At 73.7% G+C, this 25908-nt stretch carries 12 protein-coding genes; 2 read left to right on the top strand and 10 right to left on the bottom strand.

The annotated features are described in order from the left end of the window. The first annotated feature begins 118 nt into the window (after window positions 1–118). A complete protein-coding gene (locus EES41_RS34310) occupies window positions 119–556 on the top strand; it encodes a hypothetical protein (protein ID WP_123081779.1) in 438 nt (145 codons plus the stop codon). A 30-nt stretch (window positions 557–586) separates the two neighbouring features. On the opposite strand, the gene EES41_RS34305 is transcribed toward EES41_RS34310, so the two are convergent. Continuing rightward, the gene (locus EES41_RS34305) at window positions 587–1015 is read right to left on the bottom strand and encodes a MarR family winged helix-turn-helix transcriptional regulator (protein WP_123081778.1); all 429 of its coding nucleotides are present in this window, start codon (window positions 1013–1015) and stop codon (window positions 587–589) included. Between the two features lie 134 nt (window positions 1016–1149). Here EES41_RS34305 and EES41_RS34300 point away from each other — a divergent pair, with 134 nt between their 5' ends. After that, window positions 1150–2013, top strand: coding sequence for an MBL fold metallo-hydrolase (locus EES41_RS34300; protein WP_123081777.1), 864 nt, complete (start codon window positions 1150–1152; stop codon window positions 2011–2013). Between the two features lie 44 nt (window positions 2014–2057). On the opposite strand, the gene EES41_RS34295 is transcribed toward EES41_RS34300, so the two are convergent. The 9 genes from EES41_RS34295 to EES41_RS34255 all read right to left on the bottom strand — a co-directional run bounded on the left by EES41_RS34295 (window position 2058) and on the right by EES41_RS34255 (window position 25894). Beyond that, entirely contained in the window at window positions 2058–8654 is a 6597-nt protein-coding gene (locus EES41_RS34295) for a non-ribosomal peptide synthetase (RefSeq protein ID WP_123081776.1), read from the bottom strand. A 1-nt stretch (window position 8655) separates the two neighbouring features. Continuing rightward, window positions 8656–9702 (bottom strand): GntG family PLP-dependent aldolase, encoded by a 1047-nt coding sequence (locus EES41_RS34290; RefSeq protein WP_123081775.1) that lies wholly within the window; start codon window positions 9700–9702, stop codon window positions 8656–8658. 25 nt (window positions 9703–9727) lie between these two features. Further along, on the bottom strand, window positions 9728–17056 hold the full coding sequence (locus EES41_RS34285) for a non-ribosomal peptide synthetase (RefSeq protein ID WP_123081774.1): 7329 nt from the start codon (window positions 17054–17056) through the stop codon (window positions 9728–9730). A gap of 91 nt (window positions 17057–17147) precedes the next feature. Next, window positions 17148–18218, bottom strand: coding sequence for an ornithine cyclodeaminase family protein (locus tag EES41_RS34280; protein ID WP_073780171.1), 1071 nt, complete (start codon window positions 18216–18218; stop codon window positions 17148–17150). Between the two features lie 79 nt (window positions 18219–18297). Next, window positions 18298–18516 carry an MbtH family protein gene (locus EES41_RS34275; protein WP_123081773.1) on the bottom strand — a complete coding sequence of 73 codons (219 nt, stop codon included), beginning with the start codon at window positions 18514–18516 and terminating at the stop codon, window positions 18298–18300. 59 nt (window positions 18517–18575) lie between these two features. Further along, the gene (locus EES41_RS34270) at window positions 18576–22067 is read right to left on the bottom strand and encodes an amino acid adenylation domain-containing protein (protein WP_254211821.1); all 3492 of its coding nucleotides are present in this window, start codon (window positions 22065–22067) and stop codon (window positions 18576–18578) included. 5 nt (window positions 22068–22072) lie between these two features. Continuing rightward, entirely contained in the window at window positions 22073–22417 is a 345-nt protein-coding gene (locus EES41_RS34265) for a hypothetical protein (RefSeq protein ID WP_073780174.1), read from the bottom strand. Window positions 22418–22467: 50 nt separating this feature from the next. After that, a complete protein-coding gene (locus EES41_RS34260) occupies window positions 22468–24744 on the bottom strand; it encodes an amino acid adenylation domain-containing protein (RefSeq protein ID WP_123081771.1) in 2277 nt (758 codons plus the stop codon). Continuing rightward, window positions 24728–25894, bottom strand: a complete 1167-nt coding sequence (locus EES41_RS34255; protein ID WP_123081770.1) for a beta-methylarginine biosynthesis bifunctional aminotransferase — start codon at window positions 25892–25894, stop codon at window positions 24728–24730. Before EES41_RS34255 ends, EES41_RS34260 begins: the two co-directional genes overlap by 17 nt. Between the last annotated feature and the right edge of the window lie 14 nt (window positions 25895–25908).

Genomic DNA, 25908 nt, shown 5'->3' with positions numbered 1-25908 from the left:
TCGACACCCCGGCCCGGGCGGGGGAGGATGAGAGGGACGGATACTCCGCGGCCCGGTGCGCAGACTCCGTACGGCCGAGCGGCCGAGCCGCCTCCCCCACCCCCGTCCGGGAGGAAGCATGTCGAACCGACGGATACGTCTGCTGCTGCTCACCCCTGTGATGGCCGGCTCGTGCCTCGTTGCCCCGGCCGCGCTGGCATGGTCCGGGGCCTCCGCCGCCCCGGCGGCCACCTGTTCGATCTCCGGAGTCTTCGAGAACGGGAAGGTGCACCTGTCCGGAGGCGGCTTCACGCCCGGACAGGCGTTCCTGTCGTCGCCGACGGCGGCGGGCGGGACGTTCACCATCGCCGAGAACGGCGGATTCCAGATGATGAACGTGGAGAACGCCCGGTACACCGTGACGCAGGCCAACCAGCACACGGAGTGCAGCGGCTTCAAGGGCATGACGACGAACGAGGACGAGACGACCCAGAACGACCAGAACCAGAACAACAACCAGAACAACAGCAACAACAACAACGACCAGAACGACAACGGCGCTGACCAGAACGGCTAGCGAGCCGCCGGTCGCCGCGGCGGCATCGGGTCAGGAGCCGGTGAGGGCCTGAGCCAGCAGGCCGTGAAGGACGCGCTGGTCCTGGGGGGTGAGGCCGGACAGCGGGGAGTCCAGGACGAGGAGGCCCAGGAGGCGTTCGCGCAGGGCCGCGCCCTCGGCCGTGAGGACGAGGTGCTTGGCGCGGCGGTCGGTGGGGTGGGGGTGGCGCTCGACCAGGCCCTGCCCTTCCAGCTTGTCCACGACGAAGGTCGTGTTCGAGGGCTCGCAGCTCATGCGCTCGGCGAGTTCCCTCATGGTCATCGGCCCGCTCATCTCCCGCAGCGCGGTCGCCTGGGACGCGGTGAGGCCCAGGGTGGCGGCCCGCTCCCGTACGTGCTCGGCGATCCGCTGGGCCAGTCCGTTCACCAGACCGCACAGCTGTCGCTCGGCGATGGCCTGTGCGTCCGCGGGCGTCGTCATGCCACCACTCTAGCAAAACCGTCAAGCCAACATATTTACAACTTGAATGATTCGAACTTGATGCTTATGGTTGGCCCCGTCGCCCCGGGAGAGCCCGCGGCGACGATCTGACGATGCCTCACAAAGGAGCACCCATGCCCGACTTGACGGTGTTGCAGGACGAGCGGCTGCGTCGGCCGGCGGGTATCCGCTCGATCCGGCTGGGCGACACGAAGGTGTCGTACGTGCCAGACGGCGATGTGCGGCTCCGGCCGCTGGAGCTGCTCCAGGACACCACCGACGAGGTGTGGGCCGCGCACCCGGAGTACCTGGACGCCACCGGTCACCTCGTGGGGAGCGTCGGCGGCCTGCTGGTGGAGCACGGCGACCGCGCGCTGCTGATCGACGCGGGCTTCGGCCCGCAGCGGCTCGAAGCTCCCGAGGGCCCGCTCGGTGTGATCCACGGGGGTGCTTTCGCGCAGAACCTGGCCGCTCTCGGCCGCCGCCCCGAGGACATCGAAGCCGTGGCCTTCACCCACCTCCACTCCGACCACCTCGGCTGGGCCTGCGAGCCCGTGTTCGCCCACGCCGAGTACCTGGTCTCCGAGCCCGAGTGGGACCGGCGCGACCTGCTGGAGGCCCAGGGCATGACGGCGCAGGCCGAGGCCCTCGCGCCGCGCGTGCGCACCGTCACGGAGGGGCAGGAGGTATTCCCCGGCGTGCACGTGCGGATCACCCCCGGGCACACCGTCGGGCACGCCGAGTACGTCATCACCGGCGGCGGACGGCGCCTGATCACCTTCGGTGACGCCGTCCACTCGCCGATCCAGATCGACCACCCCGACTGGTCCTCGGCCTTCGACCACGACCTCACCCGGACCGCCGAACACCGCCGCCGCCTCGTCGCCGAGCTGGCGGAGCCGGGCACCATCGGCTTCGGCGTCCACTTCGCCGACGTGGTGTTCGGTCACGTCCGCCAGGACGGGCAGGGCCCGGCCTGGCGACCCGTGGACGCCTGAGCCGAGGGGAGGCCGGTGCCGGGCGGGCCTCCCCTCGCGGGCGCTCAGAGCGTGGTGCGGGTCCTGGTCCGGCGTACGACGCGCACCTCGGGGCCGTCGGGCGCGTCGGGCGCCCCGGACCGGCCCTCGACCTCGCGGGCGAGGGCGGCGACGGTCGGGTGGGCGAAGAACTCCCGCATGGACAGCGGGACCCCCAGGGCCGTACGGATCTTCGACACCGCCTGCGTCGCCAGCAGCGAATGGCCGCCCAGCGCGAAGAAGTTGTCGTGCGCGCCGATCCCTTCCGTGCCGAGCAGTTCCTGCCACACCCCGGCGATCGCCCGTTCCGCGGCGGTCGCCGGGGGCGTGTGCGCGTCCTGCGCGGGCAGCTCCTTGCCCAGCGCCGCCAGGGCCTTGGCGTCCACCTTTCCGTTCGGCGAGGAGGGGAAGCCGTCCACGGCGGCGAAGCGCGCCGGGATCATGTAGCCGGGGAGCGAGCGGCCGGCGTGCTCCCGCAGGTCCCGCGCCGTCGGCGGCTCCGCCCCCGTCGCCGGTACGACGTAGGCCGCGAGCTGCCGGCCCCGCGTCGGGTGGTCCTCGGCGAGCACCTTGACCCGGGCCACCCCGGGGTGACCGGCCAAGGTGGCCTCCACCTCGCCCAGTTCGATGCGGAAGCCCCGCACCTTGACCTGGTCGTCGGCGCGTCCCCGGTACTCCAGCCGGCCCGTCGCGGTCCACGCCACCACGTCGCCGGTGCGGTACATCCGCTCCCCGGGGGGCCCGAACGGGCAGGCGACGAAGCGCTCCGCCGTCAGTCCCGGGCGGCCGGCGTAGCCGCGGGCGAGCGCCGCTCCGGCGATGTACAGCTCGCCCGGCACACCGGGCGGCACCAGGCGCAGCCCGTCGTCGAGGACGTAGACCCGCGTGTTGTCCACGGGGCCTCCGATGGGGGCCGTGTACGGCCAGGCGGCGGTGTCCTCCGGCAGTGCGAAACCGGTCGTGACGTGCGTCTCGGCCGGTCCGTAGTGGTTCTCCAGGCGGCATCGCGGCCGGTCGGCGAAGAAGCGCCGCATGCGCTCCGTCAGCACCAGCGCCTCACCGGCCTGGACCACCCGGCGCAGGGAGGCCAGCCGGAGGTCCTCCTCCTCGGCGATCTGGCAGAGCGTCTCGATCACCACGTTCGGCGCGTAGAGGCGGGTGATCCGCTCCCGGTCGACCCAGCGCACGAAGGCGGCGAAGTCGGCGCGGATGTCCATGTCCGGGATGACGAGGGTGTCGCCGTCCAGCAGGGTGGCGAGGATCTCCTGGGTGCTGACGTCGAAGCTCGGCGTGGTGAACTGCGCCGTGCGTCCGCCGGCCGGCGCCGGCCGGGTCCTGCCCTCCCAGGTCAGCAGGTTGACCAGGGTCCTGCCGGGCATCAGCACCCCCTTGGGGCGGCCGGTCGAGCCGGAGGTGTAGACGAGGTACGCCGGGTCGAGCGGGGAGAGGGGGCGCGCCCGGTCCGCGTCGGTGAGGTCCGCGGCGGGCTGCCCGGCGACGGCGGCGGCCGCCTCCGGCTCGTCGAGGCACAGCCGTCGGGCCGGTGACCCGTCCGGGATCCGTTCGGCGAGCGGTGCGGTGGTGAGGGTCAGCCTCGGCGCGGCGTCCCGGAGCAGGTACGCGATGCGTGGGGTGGGCTGCCCCGGATCCAGTGCCAGGTAGGCGGCGCCCGCCTTGAGGACGGCGAGGACCGCGACCACCAGCTCCGGGGTGCGCGGCAGCAGCAGGCCGACGACGTCCTCGGCGCCCACCCCGGTCGCCGCGAGGTGGCGGGCGAGGCGGTTGGCGCGGGCGCTCAGTTCCTCGTAGGTCAGGGTCTGTTCGCCGAAGCTGACGGCGGGGGCCCCGGGCGTGCGCGCCGCCTGCAGTTCGACGAGTTCCGCGAGGCCCGCGTCGGGCAGCGGGCGGTCGGTGGCGTTCCAGTCGGTCAGGAGCGTACGGCGCTGCTCGGCGTCGAGGAGTTCCACGTCGCCGGGGCGCTGGTCCGGGTCGGCCGCGAGGGCGGTCAGCATGCGGATCAGGCCCGCGGTGAGCCATTCGGCCGTGCTGCGGTCGAACAGGTCGAGACGGTAGGTGACATAGCCCCCGAGGCCGGCGGGGGCGGCATCGGCGTCGCGGTGCTCGGTGATGTTGAACAGCAGGTCGAACATGGAGTGGCGCAGCTCGAACGGGTAGTCCTCGACCCGCAGCCCCGGCAGCTCCAGCTCGCCGCCCGCGTTGTTCTGGAAGGCGAGCATCACCTGGAACAGCGGGTGCCGGCTGACCGAGCGGGCCGGGTTGAGGGCCTCCACCAGCAGGTCGAACGGCAGGTCCTGGTTCGCGTACGCCGCCAGGCTGCCGGAGCGGGTCCGGCTCAGGAGTTCCGCGAAGGTGGCGTCGCCGGAGGTGTCCGTGCGCAGGACGAGGGTGTTGACGAAGAACCCGACGAGATCGTCGAGGGCCTCGTCGGTGCGGCCGGCGAGGGGGGTTCCGAGCGGGATGTCGGTGCCGCCGCCCGCCCGGGACAGCAGGGCCGCGAGGGCGGTCTGGACGACCATGAAGGTGCTGCCGCCGGTGCGTTCCGCCAGCGAGGCGAGGCGCCGGTGCAGCGCGGCGGGCACCTCGAAGGGGACCATGCCGCCCCGGTGGTCGCCCTCCGGCTTGCGCGGCCGGTCGGTGGGCAGGTTCAGCTCGTCGGGCAGGCCCGCGAGGGCGTCCTTCCAGTACGTGGTCTGCCGGGCGAGGGCGCTGCGGGGGTCGTCCGCCGCGCCGAGGATCCGCCGCTGCCACAGGGCGTAGTCGGCGTACTGGACGGGCAGCGGGGCCCGGCTCGGGGCCGCTCCCGCGCACCGGGCAGTGTAGGCGGCGCCCAGGTCCCGCCAGAGCGGACCGATCGACCAGCCGTCGCAGGCGATGTGGTGCACGACGATGAGCAGGACGTGCGCCCCCGGCCCCTCGGTGAAGAGGTGGGCGCGCAGCGGCAGGTCCGCGGTGACGTCGAAGCCCTCGGCGGCCGCCCGCGCGACCGCCTCGGCGAGGCCGCCCGGTGTCCCGTCCGGTGTCCCGTCCGCCGCGGCGGCGTCGTGCCTCAGCAGGGGCGGCCTGGCCTCCTCCGGCGCCAGGATGCGCTGGTACGGCTCCCCCGCGACCTCCGGGTAGACGGTGCGCAGGCTTTCGTGCCGCTCCAGGAGATCGGCCAGGGCCGCTTCGAGGGCCGTGGTGTCCACGGGTCCGGTGAGCCGCAGCGCCCAGGGCATGTTGTAGACCGCGCGCTGGTCCTCGAACCGGTTGAGGAACCACAGCCGGCGCTGTGCGTACGACAGCGGTACGATGTCCGGCCGGGGTCCGGGCTCCAGGGCGGGGCGGGCCGCGCCGCGGTCGCCGAGGCGGGGTGCGAGTCCGGCCACGGTCGGGCTCTCGAACACGGCGCGCAGCGGCAGTTCCACCCCGCACTCGGTCCGGATGCGGGTGACCAGCCGCGTCGCCATCAGGGAGTGGCCCCCGAAGGCGAAGAAGCTGTCGTCGACGTTCTCCCAGGGGCGGCCCAGGACCTCGCCGAAGAGCCCGCACAGCAGCCGTTCGGCCTCGGTGCGCGGGCCTCGGCCGGCGGGCGCGCCCAGGTCGGGGGCGGGGAGCGCCTTGCGGTCGAGCTTGCCGTTCGGGCTGAGCGGCAGGGCGTCGAGCCGGACGAGGGCGGCGGGGACCATGAAGGCCGGCAGCAGGCCGGCGAGGTGGGCGCGCAGTGTCCCGAGGTCCAGGGCCGCCCCGTCCGCCGGGGTCACGTAGGCCGTCAGGTACTTGTCGCCGGGCCGGTCCTGGCGTACGGTCACCGCCGCCTGGGCCACGGCGGGGTGGGCGGCGAGGACCGCCTCCACCTCGCCCGGCTCCACCCGGAACCCCCTGATCTTCACCTGTTCGTCGGAGCGGCCGAACAGCTGGAGGACGCCGCCCTCCTGCCACTGGGCGAGGTCTCCGGTGCGGTACATGCGCTCTCCGGGGCCGCCGAAGGGGCAGGCCACGAACCGCTCCGCGGTCAGCCGGGGCTGGTGGGCGTAACCGCGGGCGAGGCAGGGGCCCGCCAGGTACAGTTCGCCGGTCACGCCGACGGGCGCGGGGCGCAGCCGGTCGTCGAGGACGTAGGCGCGGGTGTTGCCGATGGGGCTGCCCAGCGGTGCGGCCGCCGGCCAGGCCGTGCTGTCGTCGGGGAGCGTGTACATGGTCACGCCGTGGGTCTCGGCGGGACCGTACACGTTGTGCAGGCGCCGTCCGGACCCCGCGCGGTGGAAGCCGCGGATCCGCCGGCCGAGGGTGAGGCCCTCGCCGCCCTGGACGACGTCGGTGAGGGAGTCGAGGGGCAGGCCCTGCTCGCGCGCGCTCTCGTAGAGGGCCTCGATGACGGCGGTCGGGGCGAACAGCTCGTTCACCCGGTGGCGTTCGATCCAGAGGGCGAGCTGTTCCGCGCTGCGGCGGACCTCGTCCAGGGGTACCACGAGGGTCTTGCCCTGGAGCAGGGTCGCCAGGACCTCCTCGACGGAGAAGTCGAAGCCGATGGAGCAGAACTGGGCGGTGCGGGTGCCGGTGCCCCCGGTCGGGAACGCGGCGCGATGGGCGGCGAGCATGTTGCGCAGGCCCCCGTGCGGCATGAGGACGCCCTTGGGCCGTCCCGTGGAGCCCGAGGTGTAGATCAGGTACGCGGGGTGGGCGTCCCGCAGCGGGCCGCCGCGCTCTTCGTCGCTCAGGTTCCCCGCCGGGCGCGCGGCGAGGTCCTTCGCCGTCGCGGCGGTGTCGAGGCGGATCGCCGGGGTGGTGGCGGGCAGGCCGCCCAGGCGCGCCGTGTGCGTCAGGGCGAGCGCGGGCCGGGTGTGCGTGAGCATGTAGGCGACGCGCTCGTCGGGGTAGTCGGGGTCGACCGGCAGGTAGGCGGCGCCGGCCTTGAGGACGGCCACCATGGCGACGAAGGTGTCGAGGCAGCGCGGCAGGGTCAGTGCCACGATCTGTTCGGGGCCCGCGCCGTGTTCGACCAGCGAGCGGGCGAGCCGGTTGGCCCGTTCGTTGAGTTCGCGGTACGAGAGGGAGTCCTCCTCGAAGATCAGCGCGGTGGCCCCGGGGGTCCGTGCAGCCTGCTCCTCGAACAGCTCGACGACCGTCCGGTCCGGTACGGGCCGTGCGGTGTCGTTCCAGGTCTCCAGGACCAGTTCCCGCTCCCCGGGCGGGAGCAGCGCGCTCTCGTCGACCCGCTGCCCGGGGGTGCGCACCGCCCCGGCCAGCAGGGTGAGGTAGTGGTCGGCCATCCGCCGTACCCGTGCCTCGTCGAACAGGTCGGTCGCGAAGACGAAGCGGCAGAGGTAGCCGGACTCCCGCTTCTCGGTGTGCAGTTCGAGGTCGAACCGGGTGGACTGGTCGGCGATGTCGACGACTTCCGCGGTCACCTCCCCGACCTGCCAGGCGCCCTGGAAGTCCAGGTGGTTGCACAGGACCTGGAACAGCGGGTTGACCCCGGGGTCGCGCCCGGGCGCGACCTCCTCCACGACCCGCGCGAAGGGCGCTTCCTGGTGGTCCTGCGCTTCCAGCGCGACGTCCCGGGTGCGGCGCAGGAGTTCCGCGAAGGTGGGGGTGCCCGAGAGGTCCGTGCGCAGGGCGACGGTGTTCACGAAGAACCCGATGGTGTCTTCGAGTTCCGGGCGGGTCCGGTTGGCGACCGGTGTGCCGACGACGACGTCCCGCTCGCGCGTGTAGCGGTGGAGCAGGGCGTTGAGCGCCGTCAGCAGGACCACGAAGGGCGTGACCCCTTCGCGGCGGCTCAGCTCGTCCAGTTCCCGCGAGAGGTCCGGGGGCACGTCCACGGCGACGGAGGCGCCGCGGAAGCTGGGGACGGCGGGCCTCGGCCGGTCGGCGGGCAGGTCCATGACGGGCAGGTCGCCGCCCAGCCGGTCCTTCCAGTAGCGGACCTGGCGTTCGACGTCGGCGGTGGCGCCCGCGCCGTGCTCCCACACCGCGTAGTCGGCGTACTGCAGGGGCACGTCGGGCAGGCGTGCGTCCCGGCCGGCGGCGCCCGCCTCGTACAGGGTCCACAGCTCCCGGAAGAAGATCCCCTCGGACCAGCCGTCGGTGATGCTGTGGTGGAAATTGACGAACAGGTGGTGGCGGGTGGCGGAGGTCCGGTACACCCGGGCGCGCACCAGCGGCTCGGTCGTCAGGGGGAAAGGGACGCGGCTCTCGGCGGCCAGCCGCCCCCGCACCTCCGCCTCGGCCTCGGCCTCGTCGAGTCCGGAGAGGTCGACGCAGGGGACGTCGAGCGTCAGGACGGGCTCGATGTCCTGGAACAGCCGCTCGCCCCGCTTGGTGTAGCGGGTGCGCAGGGCCTCGTGCCGGGCGACGAGCCGGTCGAGGCTCTCCCGCAGTACGTCCAGTCGCAGCGGGCCGTCGAGACGGACCGCGAACGCCACGTTGTAGGCGGCGTTCGCGCCGTACAGCTCGTCCAGGAACCACAGGCGTTCCTGCGCGCTCGACGCCGGGACGGGGCCGGTGCGCGGTGCCCGCGCGATGGCGCCGGCGGCGAAGGCGTCGCGCTTGCCGCCGCGGAGCTTTCGCAGCAGGGCGTCGCGCATCTCGGACGCGGTGGGTGCCGCTTCGTGCGCCGTCATCTCAGGCCTCCGCTCCGGTGGACAGGACGCGCCGGACGATCGCGACCGCCGCGTCGACGTCGTCGGAGGTCACCCCCGAGTGGGTGACGGCGCGCAGCCGGCCGTGACCCAGTTCGGCCAAGGCGAGCCCGAGGCGCCCCGCGGCGTCGGCGAAGGTCTGCCAGGTGAACCCGGGGGCCGTCACCCGGAACATGACGATGTTGGTCTGGACGGCGGCCGGATCGGCCTCGATGCCGACGGTGTCGGCCAGCCCCTTGGCCAGCCGCAGGGCGTTGTCGTGGTCGTCGGCGAGCCGGCCTGCGCCGTCGAGCGCGACGAGGCCCGCGGCCGCGAGGAGGCCCGCCTGGCGCATGCCGCCGCCGAGCATCTTGCGGACCCGGCGGACGCCCCGGATGAACTCCGTGTCCCCCGCCACCATCGATCCGATGGGCGCGGACAGCCCCTTGGACAGGCAGAACTGGACGGAGTCCGCGTAGCGCACGATCTCCGCGGCCGGCTTGCCGAGGGCGACGGCGGCGTTGAAGATCCGTGCGCCGTCCATGTGGACGGCGACCCCGCGCTCGTCGGCGAACGCGCGCACCTCGCGCTGGTAGTCCATGGACAGCACCACGCCGCCGCAGCGGTTCTGGGTGTTCTCCAGGCAGATCAGGGACGGCAGGGCGAACTGGGGGTCCTCCGGGTCGTCCGGGAACCCCGCCCGCAGGTCCTCCAGCGCCAGCCGGCCGTCGGCCTGGTTGGCGACCGGCTCGTACACCACCCCGCCGCAGACGGAGGCGCCGCCGGCCTCGTAGACGTAGATGTCGCTCTCGGCTCCGACCAGGACCTTCGACCCGCGGGGTGCGTGCGTCATGATCGAGGCGAGGTTCGCCATCGTTCCGCTCGGCATGAGGCAGGCGGCCTCCTTGCCGAGCAGGTCTGCGGCCCGGGCCTCAAGGGCGTTGACGGTCGGATCCTCGCCGTACACGTCGTCGCCGAGCCGCGCCTGTCCCATCGCGCGGAGCATGGCGGGGGACGGCAGGGTGAAGGTGTCGCTGCGTAGCTCGATCACGGGGGTGTCTCCTACAGCTGGTTCGTCAGTGGGAAGTCGGGGAGGTCCTGGCCGCGTCGGCGGCGTCCGTGGCCTCCGTGGCGTCCGCGAGGGCCGCGCCGAGGTCGTCGGCCACCGCCTTGACGTGCGGGGCGCGCACGATGTCGTAGTGATCGGCCCTCAGTTCGCGCAGCACCACGGGGCCGGGCGTCCAGGGCGCCCAGCTCGCGGCGGAACCGGTACGGGCGCCGTCCGTTCCCTGGTAGAACCTGACCGCCCCGGTGTAGGGGCGGGGCCGGTGGGCCGCCGCCAGCCGGAGGTTGGTGCGGAACACCTCGTAGTGACGGCCGAGCCGGGTGCCGGGGAGGGCGTCGGCGTCGCCGTCGGCCGGCGTGGCCCCGGCGTCCAGGTGGCGGGCGAGCGCGTCGAGGGCCTCGTCGACGCGGCCCGCCCGCGCGTGCGCGGCCGCGTCGGCCGGCAGCGCCGCGTCGGGGTCCCGGCCGGCGGAACCCAGTACGTCCACGGCGAAGGCCCTCAGCAGCTCGGGCTCCTCGGGCGGCGGCCCGCCCTGCGGAAAACCACTGTCGATCATGGCGAGCAGTGCGACGTCCTCGCCCTCGTCGGCGAGCCGGCAGGCCATCTCGTGGGCGACCAGGCCGCCGAACGACCAACCTCCCACGGCGTAGGGCCCCTCGGGCCGTACCGCGCGTACGGCCCGGAGGCAGTGCTCCGCCAGGTCCCCGACCGAGGCGGGCGGTGCCCCGCCGTCGGCGAGGGCGGGTGCGGGCAGCGCGTACACCGGCTGCTCGTCGCCGAGGGCGGCGCTCACCTCGCGGTAGCAGGTCACCCCGCCGCCGACGGGATGGACCAGGAACAGCGGGATCCGGCGCCCCCGGCCGCGCATCGTCACGAGGTCCGGGGAGCCGCCCGCCGCGCCCGGCTCCCGCTTCAGCAGCGCCGCCTGGCCGGCGATCGTGGGGTGTTCGAGGACCGCGGCCACCCCCAGCTCGCCGCCGAACTCGGCGTTGATCAGGGAGACCAGGCGCACGGCCAGGAGCGAGTGCCCGCCGAGGGCGAAGAAGTCGTCGTGGACGCCGAGGTCCGCGGCGTCGAGCAGCCGCCGCCACAGGCGCAGCAGCCGTTCCTCGTGGGCGTCCGAGGGCGCGCTCGCGGGGCCGTCCGCGCGGGCGGCCGCGGCCGCGGGGGGTTCCGGGAGCGCCTTGCGGTCGAGCTTGCCGCTGGCGGTGAGCGGCATGGCGTCGATCCGCGTCCAGGCGGCGGGGACCATGTAGGCGGGCAGCCGCTCGCGCAGGTACCCGGCCGTGTCCGCCGGGTCGGGGTCGGCGCCGGCGGCCGGGACGACGTAGCCGACGAGCCGGTCCTGGCGCAGGACGACGGCGCACTCGGCGACGGCCGGGTGCCCGGCGAGGACGGCCTCGATCTCCTGGAGCTCGATGCGGAATCCCCGGAGCTTGACCTGGGAGTCGGTGCGGCCCCGGTATTCGAGGGTGCCGTCCGGCAGCCAGCGGGCCAGGTCCCCCGTGCGGTACATGCGCCGCCGGACGCCGCGGCGGTCGGTGTGGCGGATGAAGCCGCGCTCCGTCAGGTCGGGCCGGCCGTGGTAGCCGTCGGCCAGCCCCACGCCGCTGAGGTGCAGCTCGCCGGTGACGCCGACCGGTACGGCGTGCCCGCGCCGGTCGAGGACGTGGGTCTGCATGTTGGCGATCGGCCGGCCGATCGGCACCACGGTCCGCCCGTCGTCCCGGCAGCGCCAGGCGGTGACGTCCACGGCGGCCTCGGTGGGGCCGTACAGGTTGTGCAGCTCGGCCCCGAGGACCGAGAAGAAGCGGGTCTGGAGGTCGTACGGGAGCGCTTCACCGCTGCAGATGACCCGGGTGAGGCCGGTGCACCCGCGGGCCAGGGGCTCCTCGACGAACGCCTGGAGCATGGACGGGACGAAGTGGGCGGTGGTGATCCGCTCGGCGCCCACCAGCCGCGCGAGGTAGGCGGGGTCCCGGTGCCCGCCGGGCCGGGCGTGCACCAGCGTCGCGCCGGCGAGCAGCGGCCAGAACAGTTCCCACACCGATACGTCGAAGGTGTACGGGGTCTTGTGCAGGACCCGCTCCCCCGCCTCCAGGCCGTACTCCTGCTGCATCCAGAGCAGCCGGTTGCAGATGGCCCGGTGGGAGACCACGACGCCCTTCGGCGTGCCGGTCGAACCCGAGGTGAAGATCATGTAGGCGGGGTCCTCGGGCGCGCCGGGGACCGGCTCGGGAGTGCCCTCGGCGGCCTCGGCCGGGTCCTGCCCCGCCTCCGCCCGTACGACCGTGATCCCCGGGACCTCGTCGAGCCGGGAGGCGCCCGGTCCGGCCGCGAGGACCACGGAGATCCCGGCGGCGCCCAGGACCTGGCGCAGGCGCAGGTCGGGGTGGTCCGGATCCAGCGGGACGTACGCGGCCCCGGCCTTGAGGACGGCGAGCAGGGCGACGGAGAGGTCGAGCGAGCGCTCCATGTGGAGGCCGACGAAGTGGCCCCGGGCCACGCCCTGGGCGCGCAGGGCTCCCGCCAGCCGGCCGGCCCGTTCGTCGAGGGCGCGGTAGCTCAGCTCCTCGCCCTCGTGGCGGACGGCGGGCGCGTCGGGCCGCAGGCGCACCTGTTCCCCGATCAGGGCGTGCAGGACGTGGGGCCCGTCGTAGGTCACGGCGGTGGCGTTCCACGCGGCGATCCGCTCGTGCTCGGCGGCCGGGAGCAGGTCCGCGTCCTCGTGGCGTCCCTCGGGGTCACCGGCCATGGCGGCGAGCACGGCGGCGTAGTGGCCGTGGAACGCGGCGATCTGCTCCTCGTGGAACTGTCCGGTGTCGTAGCGCAGGCCGAGGGTGAGGTGCTCGTCGGCGCTGCCGACCGCGAATTCCGCGCCGAAGGGGAAGTGCGTGGGCGCGGAGCCCTCCGCTTCCAGGACGACGACGTCGGACTGCCCGGCGAGGGTGTTCTCCACGTGGAAGCGGGTGTAGTTGAAGAAGCTCTCGAACAGTTCCGACCCGCCGGTGCGCCGCATGATCTCCGGCAGCGGGTAGCGGCGGTGGGGCTGGACGGCGATGTCCTGGCGGGCCGTCCGCTCGATCAGCTCGGTCCAGCTGCCGCCGGTGAGACGGCCCCGGAACGGGAGGGTGTTGAGGAAGACGCCGAGGGTCCGGTCGGCGTCGCGCTCCTCGCCGCGGCCGTTGTAGACGACGCCGGTGACCACGTCGTCGGTCCCGCTGAGCAGGCTGAGCACCCGAAGGTGGGCGGCGAGCAGCACGCAGCGCAGGGGTACTCCGAGGCGTGCGGCGAGTCCCGGGAGGGCGGCGGTCACCTCGGGGTCGAGGGGGGATTCGTGGAACCCCATGGCGGCCGGGCCGGTGCGGCTCGGGGGCAGCGCCGGCCGAGGGAGCCGGGTGAGCGAGGCGCCGTCCAGCTCCGCCGCCCAGTACGCCGCGGTGTCCTGGTCGGCGAGCGCGGCGCTCTCCAGCGCCACGAAGTCGGCGAAGCGCGAGGCGGGCGGGGTGGTGTCCGGGCGCCCGGTGCCCGCGAGCGCGGCGGCGTGGCGCAGCAGGAGTTCGGCGAAGAGGGACCGTTCGCTCCAGCCGTCCAGGATGGCGTGGTGCTCGGTGATGAACAGCTGGAGCGTGTCGTCCGTCAGGCGCTGGACGTGGAAGCGGATCAGCGGCGCCCGCTGCCAGTCGAAGGGCCGCCGGGCCTCCCGCGCGGTACGGGCCTCGACGGCCGCGCGCCGGGCCTCGGGGCCGAGGTGGTCCAACTCCTCGAAGGTGATCGGTGGTTCGACGTCCCGGTGCACCAACTGCGCCGGTTCCGAGAGGGAGTGCAGGTCGAACGAGGTCCGCAGGATGTCGTGCCGGCCGATGGTCTCGGTCACCGCGGCCCGCCAGGCGGCGACGTCCCAGCGGGCCCGGATGCGGTAGGTGGAGGTGTTGTGGTACTCGGCCGTGCCGTCGGCGGAGAGCCCGCTGTGGAACAGCATCCCCAGCTGCGTCCGCGTCATCGGGTAGGCGTCGTCCAGGCCGTCCGGCAGCAGGGTGCGGTCCGCCGGGGACAGCAGCGCGAACGGCTCCCGCCGGCGCTCGGGCTCCTCGCCCGGAGCGGTCGGCGTGACGGCCTCCGCCAGGCTCCGGATGGTCTGGCGCGTCATCAGGTCGGTGAGTTTGAAGTCCAGGCCCGCCTCGCGCGCCAGGGCCAGCAGCCGGATGCTGCGGATGGAGTCGCCGCCCAGGGCGAAGTAGCCGTCGTCGATGCCGACCCGTTGCCCGAGGACCCGGCTCCAGATGTCGGCGAGCGCGCGCTCGACGGGGGTGCGCGGTGCCGCGTGCTGCGCCGGGGACGGACCCCGGGCGCCGCGCGGTTCGGGCAGGGCGGCGCGGTCGACCTTGCCGTTGGCGGTCAGGGGGAAGGCGGGCAGGACGGTGTACGAGGCGGGGACCATGTGCTCGGGCAGCAGCGCGGCCAGGTGGGCGCGCAGGGCGGGCGCGTCCGGCGCCGTCGCCTTCGCCTTCGTCGGCGCGGCCGCGTACGCGGCCAGCTGGGGGTGGCCGGCCCCGTCGGTGCGCAACAGCACGACGGAGTCGACGACGTCCGGGTGGGAGCTGAGGGCCGCCTCGATGTCGCCGAGTTCGATCCGGAAGCCGCGCAGCTTGACCTGGCGGTCGATGCGTCCGCAGTACTCCAGGTCGCCGTCGTGCAGGAGGCGTACGAGGTCGCCGGTGCGGTAGAGGCGTTCGCCCTCGTGGTCGGCGAAGGGCGCCGGTACGAAGCGCTCCGCGGTCAGCTCCGGGCGGTTCAGGTAGCCGTCCGCGAGCCCGGCCCCGCCGACGTACAGCTCTCCGGGGACACCGGTGGGAACGGCGCGTCCGTGCCGGTCGAGGACGTACAGCCGCAGGTCCGGGATGGGCGTGCCGATCACGCTGCCGCGGCCCTCGTCGAGGTCGCGCAGGGTGATCGGCCGGTAGGTCACGTGCACCGTCGTCTCGGTGATCCCGTACATGTTGACGAGCCGCGGGGCCGTGTCCCCGTGCCTCTCGAACCAGTCGCGCAGGGCCGGCAGGTCCAGGGCCTCGCCGCCGAACACGACCAGGCGCAGCGCGAGCGGGGCGGGTGGTGCGGGCGGGGCGGGCTGTGCCTCTTGGTCGGCCCGCATCAGCTGGTAGAAGGCCGACGGGGTCTGGTTGAGCACGGTCACGCGCTCGGTGCGCAGCAGCCGGTGGAAGGCCTCGGGGTCGCGGCTCGTCTCGTACGGCACCACGACCAGGCGGCCGCCGTGCGCCAGCGCGCCCCACAGCTCCCACACCGAGAAGTCGAAGGCGTAGGAGTGGAACAGGGTCCACACGTCCTGCGGGCCGAACCCGAACCAGTGGTCGGTGGCGGAGAACAGCCGGGCGATGTTGCGGTGCGGGATCAGCGTGCCCTTGGGCCGGCCGGTGGAGCCGGAGGTGTAGATGACGTACGCGAGGTCGTCCCCGGTCACTTCGACGGCCGGGGCCGTCTGCGGCTGCCCGGCGATCGCGGCGGCCTCGGCGGCCAGGTCGACGACCCGGGCGGTGCTCCCGTCCCACCACACCGGCACGCCCTCGCCGGCCAGCAGGGTGCTCACGCCGGAGTCCTCGGCCATGAACCGGAGCCGCTCGGCCGGATAGGCGGGGTCGAAGGGGACGTAGCACCCGCCGGCCTTGAGGATGCCGAGGATCGCGACGACCAGGTCGGCGCCGCGGTTCACGCTCAGGCCCACCAGGTGCCCCGGCCCGACCCCGGCGGCCCTCAGGTGGTGGGCGAGCTGGTTGGCGCGGGCCTCCAGCCGGCCGAAGGTGAGGTGCGTGTCGCCGTCGGTCACCGCGACCGCGTCCGGGGTGCGCGCCGCCCACTGGCCGAACCGCTCGTGGCACAGGGCCGGGGCGGCCGTGCGGCCCTCCGGCGGGGGCGGGGGCGGGGCCTGTCGCGCGAGTTCGGGACCGCTGAGCAGGCGCAGCCGGGAGACGGGCAGGTCGGGGCCGCGCGCGATGCTCCCGACCAGCACGGCGAAGTGCTCGGCCAGGAGGCCGATGGTCTGCTCGCCGAACAGGTCGGCGCGGTACTCGAAGGAGCACTCGACGCCCTCCGGTCCGTCGGTCGCGTCGAGCAGCAGGTCGAACTTGGCCCGGGACAGGGGGGTCGGGAGCCATTCCACCTCGACGCCCGGCAGGGTCCAGGACAGGTCTCCGGCGCGGTTCATCCCGAACATCACCTGGAACACCGGTGACGCGGCCGCCCCGCGCTCGGGGTTCTTCATCTCCACCAGCCGCTCGAACGGCAGGTCCTGGTGGTCCTGGGCCTCCAGGACCCGGTCGCGGACCTGCCCCAGGAGCTCGCGGAAGGTCGGATCGGCCGACAGGTCGGAGCGGAAGACGGTGGTGTTGACGAACAGTCCGACGGTGTTCTCGAACTCCTCGCGGTTGCGGTTGGCGATGGGAGTGCCGACGAGGATGTCGTCGAGCCCCGTGTAGCGGTTCAGCAGCACGTTGAAGGCGGCGAGGAGCCCCATGAACAGGGTGCCGCCGGACTCCAGGCACAGGGCGCGCAGGGTGTCCACGGCCCGGCCCGGCAGCGGGAACACGTGGATCCCCGCGGCGGCGGGCACGGGGGCGTCCTGGCGCCGCGGCCGGGGGGTGGGCAGGTCGAGCACCGGCAGCTCACCGGCGAGCCGCTCCTGCCAGTAGCGTTCCTGGCGGTGGGCGGCCGCGCTGTCCAGCCACTCGTCCTGCCACGCGGAGTAGTCCGCGTACTGCACCTCCGGGGGCTCCTGGCCGTCCGGGGCGCCCGCGACGCGGCTCGCGTACCCCCGGGACAGTTCCGCGAGGATGATTCCCGTGGACCAGCCGTCGGTGACGATGTGGTGCGTGTCGACCAGCAGCACCGACTTCCGGGCGGACCTGCGCAGCAGCGCGACCCGGAACAGCGGCCCGGCCAGCAGGTCGAAGGGCCGGTCGCTCTCGCGGCGCACCCACCGCTCGACGGCCGCGTCGTCGTCGGCGATGTCCTCGACCCGCCACTCCACCCGGCTCTCGGGGCTGACCAGTTGCAGCAGTTCCCCGTCGCGCACGGCGAAGCGGGTGCGCAGGGCCTCGTGCCGGTCCACGAGGCCCTGGGCGGCCTCCCGCAGTGCCTCTTCGTCGACGGCGCCGGTCAGCGTGTAGAAGAGGGGCACGTGGTAGGTCGACGCGTCGCCGGCGAGTTCCTGGAGGAAGTACATGCGCTTCTGGGCCCGCGAGGCGGGGAAGACGTAGAAGTCCTGGCCGGCGGCTTCGTCGTCCGGCCCGCTCGTGGCCGTGGCCTCCGACTGGCTTGCACTCAACGGGAATTCCTCTTCTCTCGATCGCTGCCTCCGGCGCGGCCCCGGATGCGCTCGCCCCCGGCGGGGCGGACCACGGGCGGTGGGCCGGGGCTCAGCCGGCGGTGGTCCCGACGAGCCGGTCACCGGCCTGGAGCGGCGGGTAGACCTCCAGGGCGTCCGCCGGGTGGTACTCGATGTCGATCCTGGTGCCGAGGCCCAGCTCGGCGCCCAGTTCCAGGAGGACGTCCAGGGCGACGTGGTCCTCCAGGGCGAAGCCGGTGGAGTCGAAGACCGTGGTGCGCGACCGGTACGGGTGCGCCAGCGCGGGCTCGGCGCACAGGTCCGCCAGGTGCGCGCCGATCCCGTCCGCGCCGAGTTGCTGGCACTCGCCCTCGCGCAGGGCCTGCTCGACGTGGTCGGTGCAGACGAACGACCGCTCCAGGAGGTCCTTCGGCAGCTCGGTCTTGCCGGGCAGGTCCGCCCCGATGGCGTTGACGTGCAGGTGTTCCCGTACGTCCACGTCCTGGAAGACCGGGCCGGCCCCGACCTCGACCGAGGTGGCGGTGCAGAGGATGTCCGCCGCGGCGACGACCTCCTGCGCGGGCGCGATCCGCACGTCGAGGCCGAGGAACTCCACCCGCTGCGGGAAGCTCGCGGCGTGGCGCGGGTCCACGTCGTGGACCAGGACCTCGGCGATGTCGAAGACCCGGCTGAGGCCGTGCAGTTGCGTCACGGCCTGGGCGCCCGCGCCGATCAGGCCGACGACGCGGCTGTCGGGGCGCGCGAGCAGCCGGCTGGCCACGGCCGAGGCGGCGCCGGTGCGGATCGCGGTGAGCACGACGCCGTCGGCGAGGGCCTCCAGGCGGCCGGTCACGTCGTCGAAGCGGGCGACGGTGCCGAGGATGGTGGGCAGCGAGCAGTGCTCGGGGTTCCCCGGGGAGTAGGCGACGGTCTTGAGCGTGACGCTCTTGCCGGGTTCGTGGTGCGGCATCCACTCCAGGCAGCCCAGGCCGTTGGCCTCCCTGGTGAAGCCGCCTCTGGCCGGGGTGTGGCCGGCCTCGCCCTTGGCCAGCGCGCGCAAGGCGGCGAGGAGGCGGTCGGTGACCTGGTCCATCACCTCGTGCCGGCCGACGGTGCCGATGATGCGGGCTATGTCCCGCGCGTCCAGAACTACGGTGGTCATGACCGAACTCCGTGGGTGTCAGTGCTCGCTGGAGGATGAAGGGAGGGAGGAAGGGAAGGAGGTGGAAGCGGAGCCGCGTTCACCGCGGGTGGCCGTCGGTGGCCTCGATGAGCGTCCGCGGCCGCATGTCGGTCCAGGACTCCTCGACGTAGCGCAGGCAGGACTCCCGGTCCGCTTCGCCGTGGACCGTCTCCCAGCCCTCGGGGACCTCGGCGAAGGCCGGCCACAGGGAGTGCTGTCCCTCGGCGTTGACCAGGACGTAGAAGGTGCCGTCGGTGTCCTCGAACGGATTGGACATGGGTGGTTTTCCCCTCTGCTGTCGGATGGGTCCGGCGTCGGACGGAAGCGGTTCGGGGCTCAGCCGCCCAGTTGCTCGAACAGCTCCCTGACCTCGTCCTCGGTCATGCTGTTGACGCGTTCGGCCAGCAGGCGTTCCACCTCGTCCCCCATCGCCGTGATGGTGGGCATCCCGAAGACGTCCTGGAGGCGCAGGTCCACCCCGAAGCGCCGGCGGACGCGGGAGACCAGCCGGGTGGCGACCAGGGAATGGCCGCCCAGGGAGAAGAAGTTGTCGAGCACGCCGACCTTGTCGACGCCCAGGATGTCGCCCCAGATCTCGGCGAGGTTCTCCTGGACGGGCCCCTCGGGCGGTACGAAGGCCAGTTCGGAGTAGTCCCGCAGCCGGTCCGGCTCGGGCAGCGCCTTGCGGTCCACCTTGCCGTTCGGGGTGAGCGGGAAGGCGTCGAGCAGCAGGACGAACGACGGGACCATGTAGTCCGGCAGGTACGCGGCGACGTGCGCGCGGACCGTTTCGGGCGCCGGGCCGGAGGTCCCGCCGTCCGCCACCACGTAGGCCACGAGCCGCTTCAGCCCGGACGCCGTCTCCTGGACGACGGTGAGGGCCTCCTTGACCCCGGGGTGCCGGGTGAGCACGGCGTCGATCTCGCCGAGTTCGACCCGCATGCCGCGGATCTTGACCTGGTGGTCGGACCGCCCGACGAACATGAGCGTGCCGTCCGGACGGCGGTATCCCCGGTCGCCCGTGCGGTACATGCGCTCGCCCGGGGCGTACGGGCTCGGCACGAACGCCGCCGCCGTCTTGGCCGGATCCCCGAGGTATCCGCGGGCGAGGCCGGTCCCGCTGATGTAGAGGTCGCCGACGACGCCGACCGGCACTTCCCGGTGGAGTCCGTCGAGGACGTGGATCTGGTTGTTGTCGAAGGGCAGGCCCACGCTGACCGCACCGGCCGTGTCGACGTCCGCGGCGGTGCAGGTGTGCGTGGTGGAGTCGATGGAGACCTCCGTGGCGCCCCAGGTGTTGTGCAGGGCGCCGGGCAGGACCTCGTGGTGGCGGCGCACCAGCTCTCCCGACAGGGCCTCGCCGCTGGACACCGTGGTGCGCAGGGCGCTCAGCAGCTCGCGGTGGCCGGGGTCGACGTGGTCGACCATCATGGCCAGCATGCTCGGGACGACCTGGAGGTGCACGGTGCGGCTGCGGACGGCCGCGTCGAGGATCTCCTGCGGGTCGCGGTGGAGTCCGGGGTCGATCAGGGCGATCCGGCCGCCGGTCATCAGCGGCCAGAAGAGTTCGAGCGCCGAGTCGTCGAAGCTCAGGGTGGTCTTGTGCAGGACGGTCTCGCCCGGCCGCAGGCCGTGCAGGCGCTGCATGAACGCCATGCGGTTGACCCAGCCCCGGTGGGTGTTGGCGACGCCCTTGGGCCGGCCGGTCGAACCGGACGTGTAGTAGACGGACACCAGGTCGTCGGGGTGGACGGCCGCTCCGGGGGACGTCGCGTCGTGCGCCTCGATCGCCTCCCGGTCCGAGTCGAGGAACACGGTGTGCGCCACCTCGGGGACGCTGTCGCGGTGCCGTTCGAGCGTGAGGCACCAGTGGGAGCCGGCGTCCCGCGCGATGGTGCCCAGCCGGTTGCGCGGGGAGCCGGGGTCGAGCGGCAGGTAGGCGGCGCCCGCCTTGAGGATGCCGAGCAGCCCGGCGACCATCTCGACGGAACGGTCCATGCAGATCCCGACGACCGTGTCGGCGCCGACGCCCCGCGCGCGCAGGTGCCGGGCCAGCCGGTTCGCCCAGGCGTCCAGCGCCCCGTAGTCGAGGTGCTCGTGCCCGTGCACCACGGCCACGGCGTCCGGGGCCGACGCCGCGCGCTCCTCGATGAGTTCGTGCAGGCACCGGTCGGCGGGGAACGGCCGGTCGGTGGCGTTCCACCCGCGCAGGCGCAGGTGTTCGTCGTGCGACACCAGGCCGTATTCGGCGAGCGCGCGGTGCGGGTCGTCGAGCACGCCGTCCAGCAGGGTGCGGTAGACGGCGAAGAACCGCTCGGCCGTCTCCGGGGCGAAGAGGTCCGTGTTGTATTCGAGTTCGCACTCGATGACTCCGCCCGGCACCTGGGCCATGAACATCGTCATCTCGAACCGCGCGGAGCCGTTCGGCACGGGGAAGAACTCGACGTCCAGGCCTTCCAGGGCGAGCCTGCGGTCGAAGTCGTTCTGGAACGCGAACACCACCTGCGCCAGCGGCTGGTGACCGCTCTGGCCGCCCCCGCCGAGCCGGCCCACGATGCGGTCGAAGGGAACCCGTTCGTGCTCGACGGCCCGGCGCACGGTCGCCTCGATCCGCGCCGCGTAGGAGGCGAAGGTCTCCCCGCCGTCGTACGTGGACCTGACCGGCAGCGTGTTCACGAAGAAGCCGATCAGGCGGTCCAGATCGGGGTGCGGGCGATTGGCGACGGGCGTGCCCACCACGATGTCGGCCTCGCCCGTCCAGCGGTGCATCAGCAGGGTGAAGACGGCCAGGGAGAGGGAGTACGTGGACACCCCGCACCGCCGGGCCGTCTCCGCGAGCCGGCCGGCCTCGGCGGCGTCGAGGTCGTACAGGAGCGCGTCGCCGAGCGTGGTGGTGCCGCTGCCCCGGGGGGTGTCGGTGCGCAGCGCCGGCGCGAGCGGCGCGCCGCGCAGTTCCTCCTCCCAGAACCGCAGCCCGCTCTCCGGGTTCCCGCTCACCGTGTCGCGTTCCCACTGGGCGAAGTCGGAGAAGCGGACGGGCAGGGGTTCGGGCAGGGGTGCGCCGCCGGATCCGGTGGCCTGCCGGTAGCCGCTGCTGACCTCGTCGAGGAAGAGGGAGTTCGACCAGCCGTCGGTGGCGATGTGGTGGAGCGTGAAGAGCAGGGCCCACGCGTCCTCGCCGAGACGGAAGGCGTGGGCGCGCACGAGGGGTGCGGCGGTGAGGTCGAAGGGGCGGCGGATCTCCGCGCGCAGGAACCCGCGCAGCCAGGCGTCACCGCCCTCGGCGTACTCCTCGCGCAGGTCCCTGGTGTCCAGGCCGGGGTCGACGTCCTCCCGCACGGAGAGCACGGGGGCGTCGCCGTCCAGGACGAACGTGGTGCGCAGCGCCTCGTGCCGGTCGACCACCCGCCGGAGCGCGGTGCGCAGCGCCGTCGTGTCCAGCGGTCCCCGTACGCGGTAGACGAGCGGTTCGTTGTAGGCGGGGTCGTCGGGGTCGAGCTGGTTCAGGAACCACAGCCGCTCCTGCGCGTGCGACAGCCGTAGGGGGCGCTGCCCGTCGGCCCGCGGGATCGGCGGGGGCGCAGCGGCCCGCGGGAGCTCCGTGTCGGAGCCGGTCAGCCGGTCGGCGAGGGCGGCCGCGGTCCGGCCCTCGAAGATCCAGGCGAGCGGGACTTCCTGTCCGAACTCGACGCGCACCCGCATGATGAGGCGCGCGGCGAGCAGTGAGTCGCCGTGGTCGAAGAAGTCGCCGTCGGCCGCCAGCTCCGGCTGTTCGAGGACGTCCCGGAAGAGGGCCGTCATCCGCGCCCGTACGGCTTCGGCGGTCATGCTGCTCACGCGGTCTCCTGTCGGGCCTGGCGGGCGTCGGACATCCGCCCGGTCCCCGCGCGGGAGGCCAGGTCGATGTCCGCGGTGCAGCGGACGGGGACGCGGTTCAGCGTCAGGGTCCCCTCGATGTGCAGCCGGCCCGTGCCCGCCGTGAAGTCGGCGGTGTCGAGGACGGTGCGGCCGGCGTCGACCGCGAGGTCGAGGGTGGTGCCGCCCCGGGTGCCGGGGAAGGTCAGCGGCACCGTCCGAAGCCGGGTGATGCGGGCGTACAGTTCGGCGCCGGAGAGGCCCGCGTCGCCGAGCACGACCGGGTTGTCGGACTCGCTGAGGCGTTTCACCAGTTCACTCACGTGGATCCATCCCTAGGAGAACTCGAAGGACAACGCGTGCGCCGCGGCGGTCACGCTCCGGCCGCGGGGGCGTCTCCCCTCTCGGCGAGCCGTTTGCGGTCGACTTTCCCGTTGTGCGTCAACGGCAGTGAGTCCAGGGGCACCAGGCGCTTGGGCACCATGTACGAGGGCAGCCGGGCCGCGAGTTCCTTCTTCGCGCGCTCCGCGTCGAAGTCCGCCCCGCATTCGACGAAGCCGACGAGCTGGTCCGCGCCCGCGGACCGTACCGGCAGCACGGCGGAGCGCCGGACGCCGGACACCGCGTCCAGGGCCGCTTCGATCTCGGCCGGTTCGATGCGGTAGCCGCTGATCTTCAGCTGGTCGTCCACCCGGCCGAGGAACACCAGGCGCCCGTCGGGCGCGACCCTGCCGAGGTCGCCCGTGCGGTACATCCGGGCGCCGGGCACGCCGGAGAAGGGGTCGGGCAGGAAGGCGCGGGCCGTGTGCGCGGGGTCGCCGGCGTAGCCGCGCCCGACGCCGGGACCGGCCAGGTAGATCTCGCCGGTCAGCCCGGGGGGCAGCAGCCGCTGGTCCGGTGACAGGACGTACACCACGCCGGACCCGGCCGGGCGGCCGAGGCACACCTGCTCGTCGCGGTGGACGTCGGCCTCGACGGAGCCGATGGAGCACTCGGTGGCGCCGTAGATGCTGACGGCGCTCACGTCCGCGGCGCGCAGCGACCGCCAGAGGTCCCGGCCCGGTTTCTCGCCCCCGAAGACCACGAGTTTCAGCGGGGTCCCCAGCAGCCCGAATTCGACGAGCAGCGACAGCTGGGAGGGCGAGCAGTCCACGACGTCGAGCTCGCTGCCGGGGGTGCGGAACAGGAAGCTGCCGGGGTCCCGCCGCTGCATCTCGTCGAAGAGCACGAGCCGGTGTCCCAGGCCGATCATGGGCAGTACCTGGTCGATGAAGGAGTCGAAGGTCACCGGCGCCGCCCCGCCGACGCGCAGGCCGGCGCCGTCGGGGCTCACCCGGCGGTACACGGGGGCGAGTTGGGTGCGGATGTGCTCGGCGAGGCCCAGGTGGTCGATCAGTACGCCCTTCGGGTTGCCCGTCGAGCCCGAGGTGAAGACCGCGTACGCCAGGTGCCGGGGCAGCGGCCGCGCGTACGGTGCGCCCTCCCCCGGCGCGGTCGGCGCGTCGGAGGTGACCGGGACGACGGGCAGGCCCGTACGCTCCGCCGTGCGCGCGTGCGTGGCGTCGGCGACGATGAGGCGGACCCCGGCCAGGGCGTACTTCTCGGCCGTGCGCAGCTCGGGTTCGGCCGGGTCGATCAGGAGGAAGGCCGCGCCCGCCGCCCAGATCCCCAGCATCGCGGCCACCAGCTCCCCGGTGCGCTCGCACACGACGGCCACGGTGGTCTCCGGGCCCGCACCGTGCTCGCGCAGCCGCAGGGCGAGCGAGCGGGCCGCCGCGTCCAGCTCGGCGAACGTCAGCTCGCCGTCCGGGGCCTCTACGGCGACCGCGTCGGGCCGCTCGCGCACCACGGCCTCGAACATCTCCTGTACGGAGACGAACTCCTCGGCCTCCTCGTCGTCGCCCCGGCACACGCCGGCCAGCAGGGCCTCGCGCGTCCCGGAGGACATCAGCGCGTCGCCCGCCGGGCCGGGGCGCGTTCCGGCCGTCCGCGCGAGGGGGACGACCCCGCTCGCGGCGGCGACCAGATCGCCGACCAGCGGTTCGGGCTCCGCGGTCAGCCGGCTCAGGGCCCGGTCGAGTACGGCGAGCAGTTCTGCGGCCTCCGGGGCCGACAGCGCTTCCGGCGCGGCGCGCAGGGCGAGGCGCGGTTCGGGCCCGGGGTCGGCGTACAGCTCCACCCCCGAGGCGGCGCCGCCGGGGCCGAAGGAGACGGTGCTGTCGAACAGCTCGCCTCCGCTGTCGCCGACGATCCAGCGCCGGATCTCGTCGGGCTCCACGTCGAGGTGCGCGGCCGCGTCCTCCCACTGGGCGCGCAGTTCCCGCAGCCAGTCGGACACCGGCCGGCCGCAGTCGAGCCGTACCCGCAGGGGGGCGGGGCCCACGCCCGCCGCGGCATGGCCGTACACCACGTCGTCGCGGCCCGACCGGAGCGCGAGCGCCACCGCCCAGGCGGCCCCGACGAGCGTGTCGGGGCCGACGCCCCAGCGCCGCGCGGCGGCCGCGAGCCGGGCGCCGGTGCTCAGGGGGTGGGACGTCCGCGGCTCGGCATCGGTCGCGGCCGGGAACAGCCGCTCCAGGGTCTCCGTTCCCGCGAAGACGCCGCGCCAGTGCCGCTCCGTACCGCCGAGGCCGTCAACGGCTGTCGCCATGGTCGCCCGTTCCCTTTCCGTCGTACGTCTCCCAGTCCTCCAGGGCCTGATGGATCGCCGTCAGGCCGCGCCTCATCCGCTGCGCCGGGATGCCCGTGGGGAAGCGGATCCGGCCCGGCAGCACGGGGGCGTAGTTCGCCGAGGTCGTGAGCACCAGGTGGTGGCGCTCCAGCGCGAAGTCGGCGAACCGCTCGATGTCCTGGACCCCCAGGTCGAGCCAGAGCTGGGTGCCGCCGAGCGGCAGGGGGCCGGCCGCCGCCAGACCGCGGGAGTGGGTGAGGTAGGCGGCCCGCCCCGCCCTGACCGCCTCGACCAGCTCGGTGTTGCCGCGGCTGATCGCGGCCACGGCGTCGAGCTGGGCGCGTCCGTTGATGGAGACCGCTTCCCATTCGAGGCGCGGCACCAGGCGCCGGATGTTCTCCTCGGCCGCCACGATCCAGCCGATCCGGTCCCCGGGACGCCCGTAGTTCTTCGACACGGAGTTGACGATCGTCAGTCCGGGTTCCGCGACGGCGAGGTCCACCGGTGTCGGGCAGCGGTCGGGGCCGAAGTCGAAGGAGTCGTACACGGCGTCGTACACGACGTGGACGTCGGGGCGCGCGGCGAGGGTGGCCAGGACGTCGAGGTACTCGGGCCGCAGCACCTCACCGGTCGGGTTGTGCGGCAGGTTGACGTACACGACGGTCGGCTCGGTGCACTCGCTCCGCAGGAGCGCCAGGTCGTCCGAGGTACCGGTCAGCGGGAGCGCCTTGTCGCGTATCCCGGCGGCGCGCATGCTGTCGCGCACGCCGCAGAAGACGGGGGTGGCGTGCACCGCCTTGCGGTAGCCCTGGCCTGCGAGGTCACGCAGCAGCAGGCCGATGGCGTGCATGCCGCCGGCGGTGACCAGGATGTGGGACTCGTCGGCCAGCCGGCTCGCGGAGACCTCGTGCTCCCGCTTCACCAGCGCTTCCGTCAGTCTCGGGTGTCCCTGGGAGGCTTCGTAGGAGAACGGCGCGCCGGCGTGTGCCGCGTGGGGCGCCTCGGCCGGGGGCCTCGCCCCTTCGGGCCACTCCGGTACGTTTTCGACGAGGACCAGCCAGTCCTCGCCCGGACGGGACTCGGCGATGTTCAAGCGCCGTTGCAGGGCCGACAACTCCGGAGCCGTCACCTGTTCTTCCTTTC

This window comes from Streptomyces sp. ADI95-16 (assembly GCF_003721495.1).
In the GTDB taxonomy this organism is placed as follows: Bacteria; Actinomycetota; Actinomycetes; order Streptomycetales; family Streptomycetaceae; genus Streptomyces; species Streptomyces goshikiensis.
Note: the sequence above shows the minus strand (reverse complement) of the source record. Positions and strands in the feature narration are given on the sequence as shown.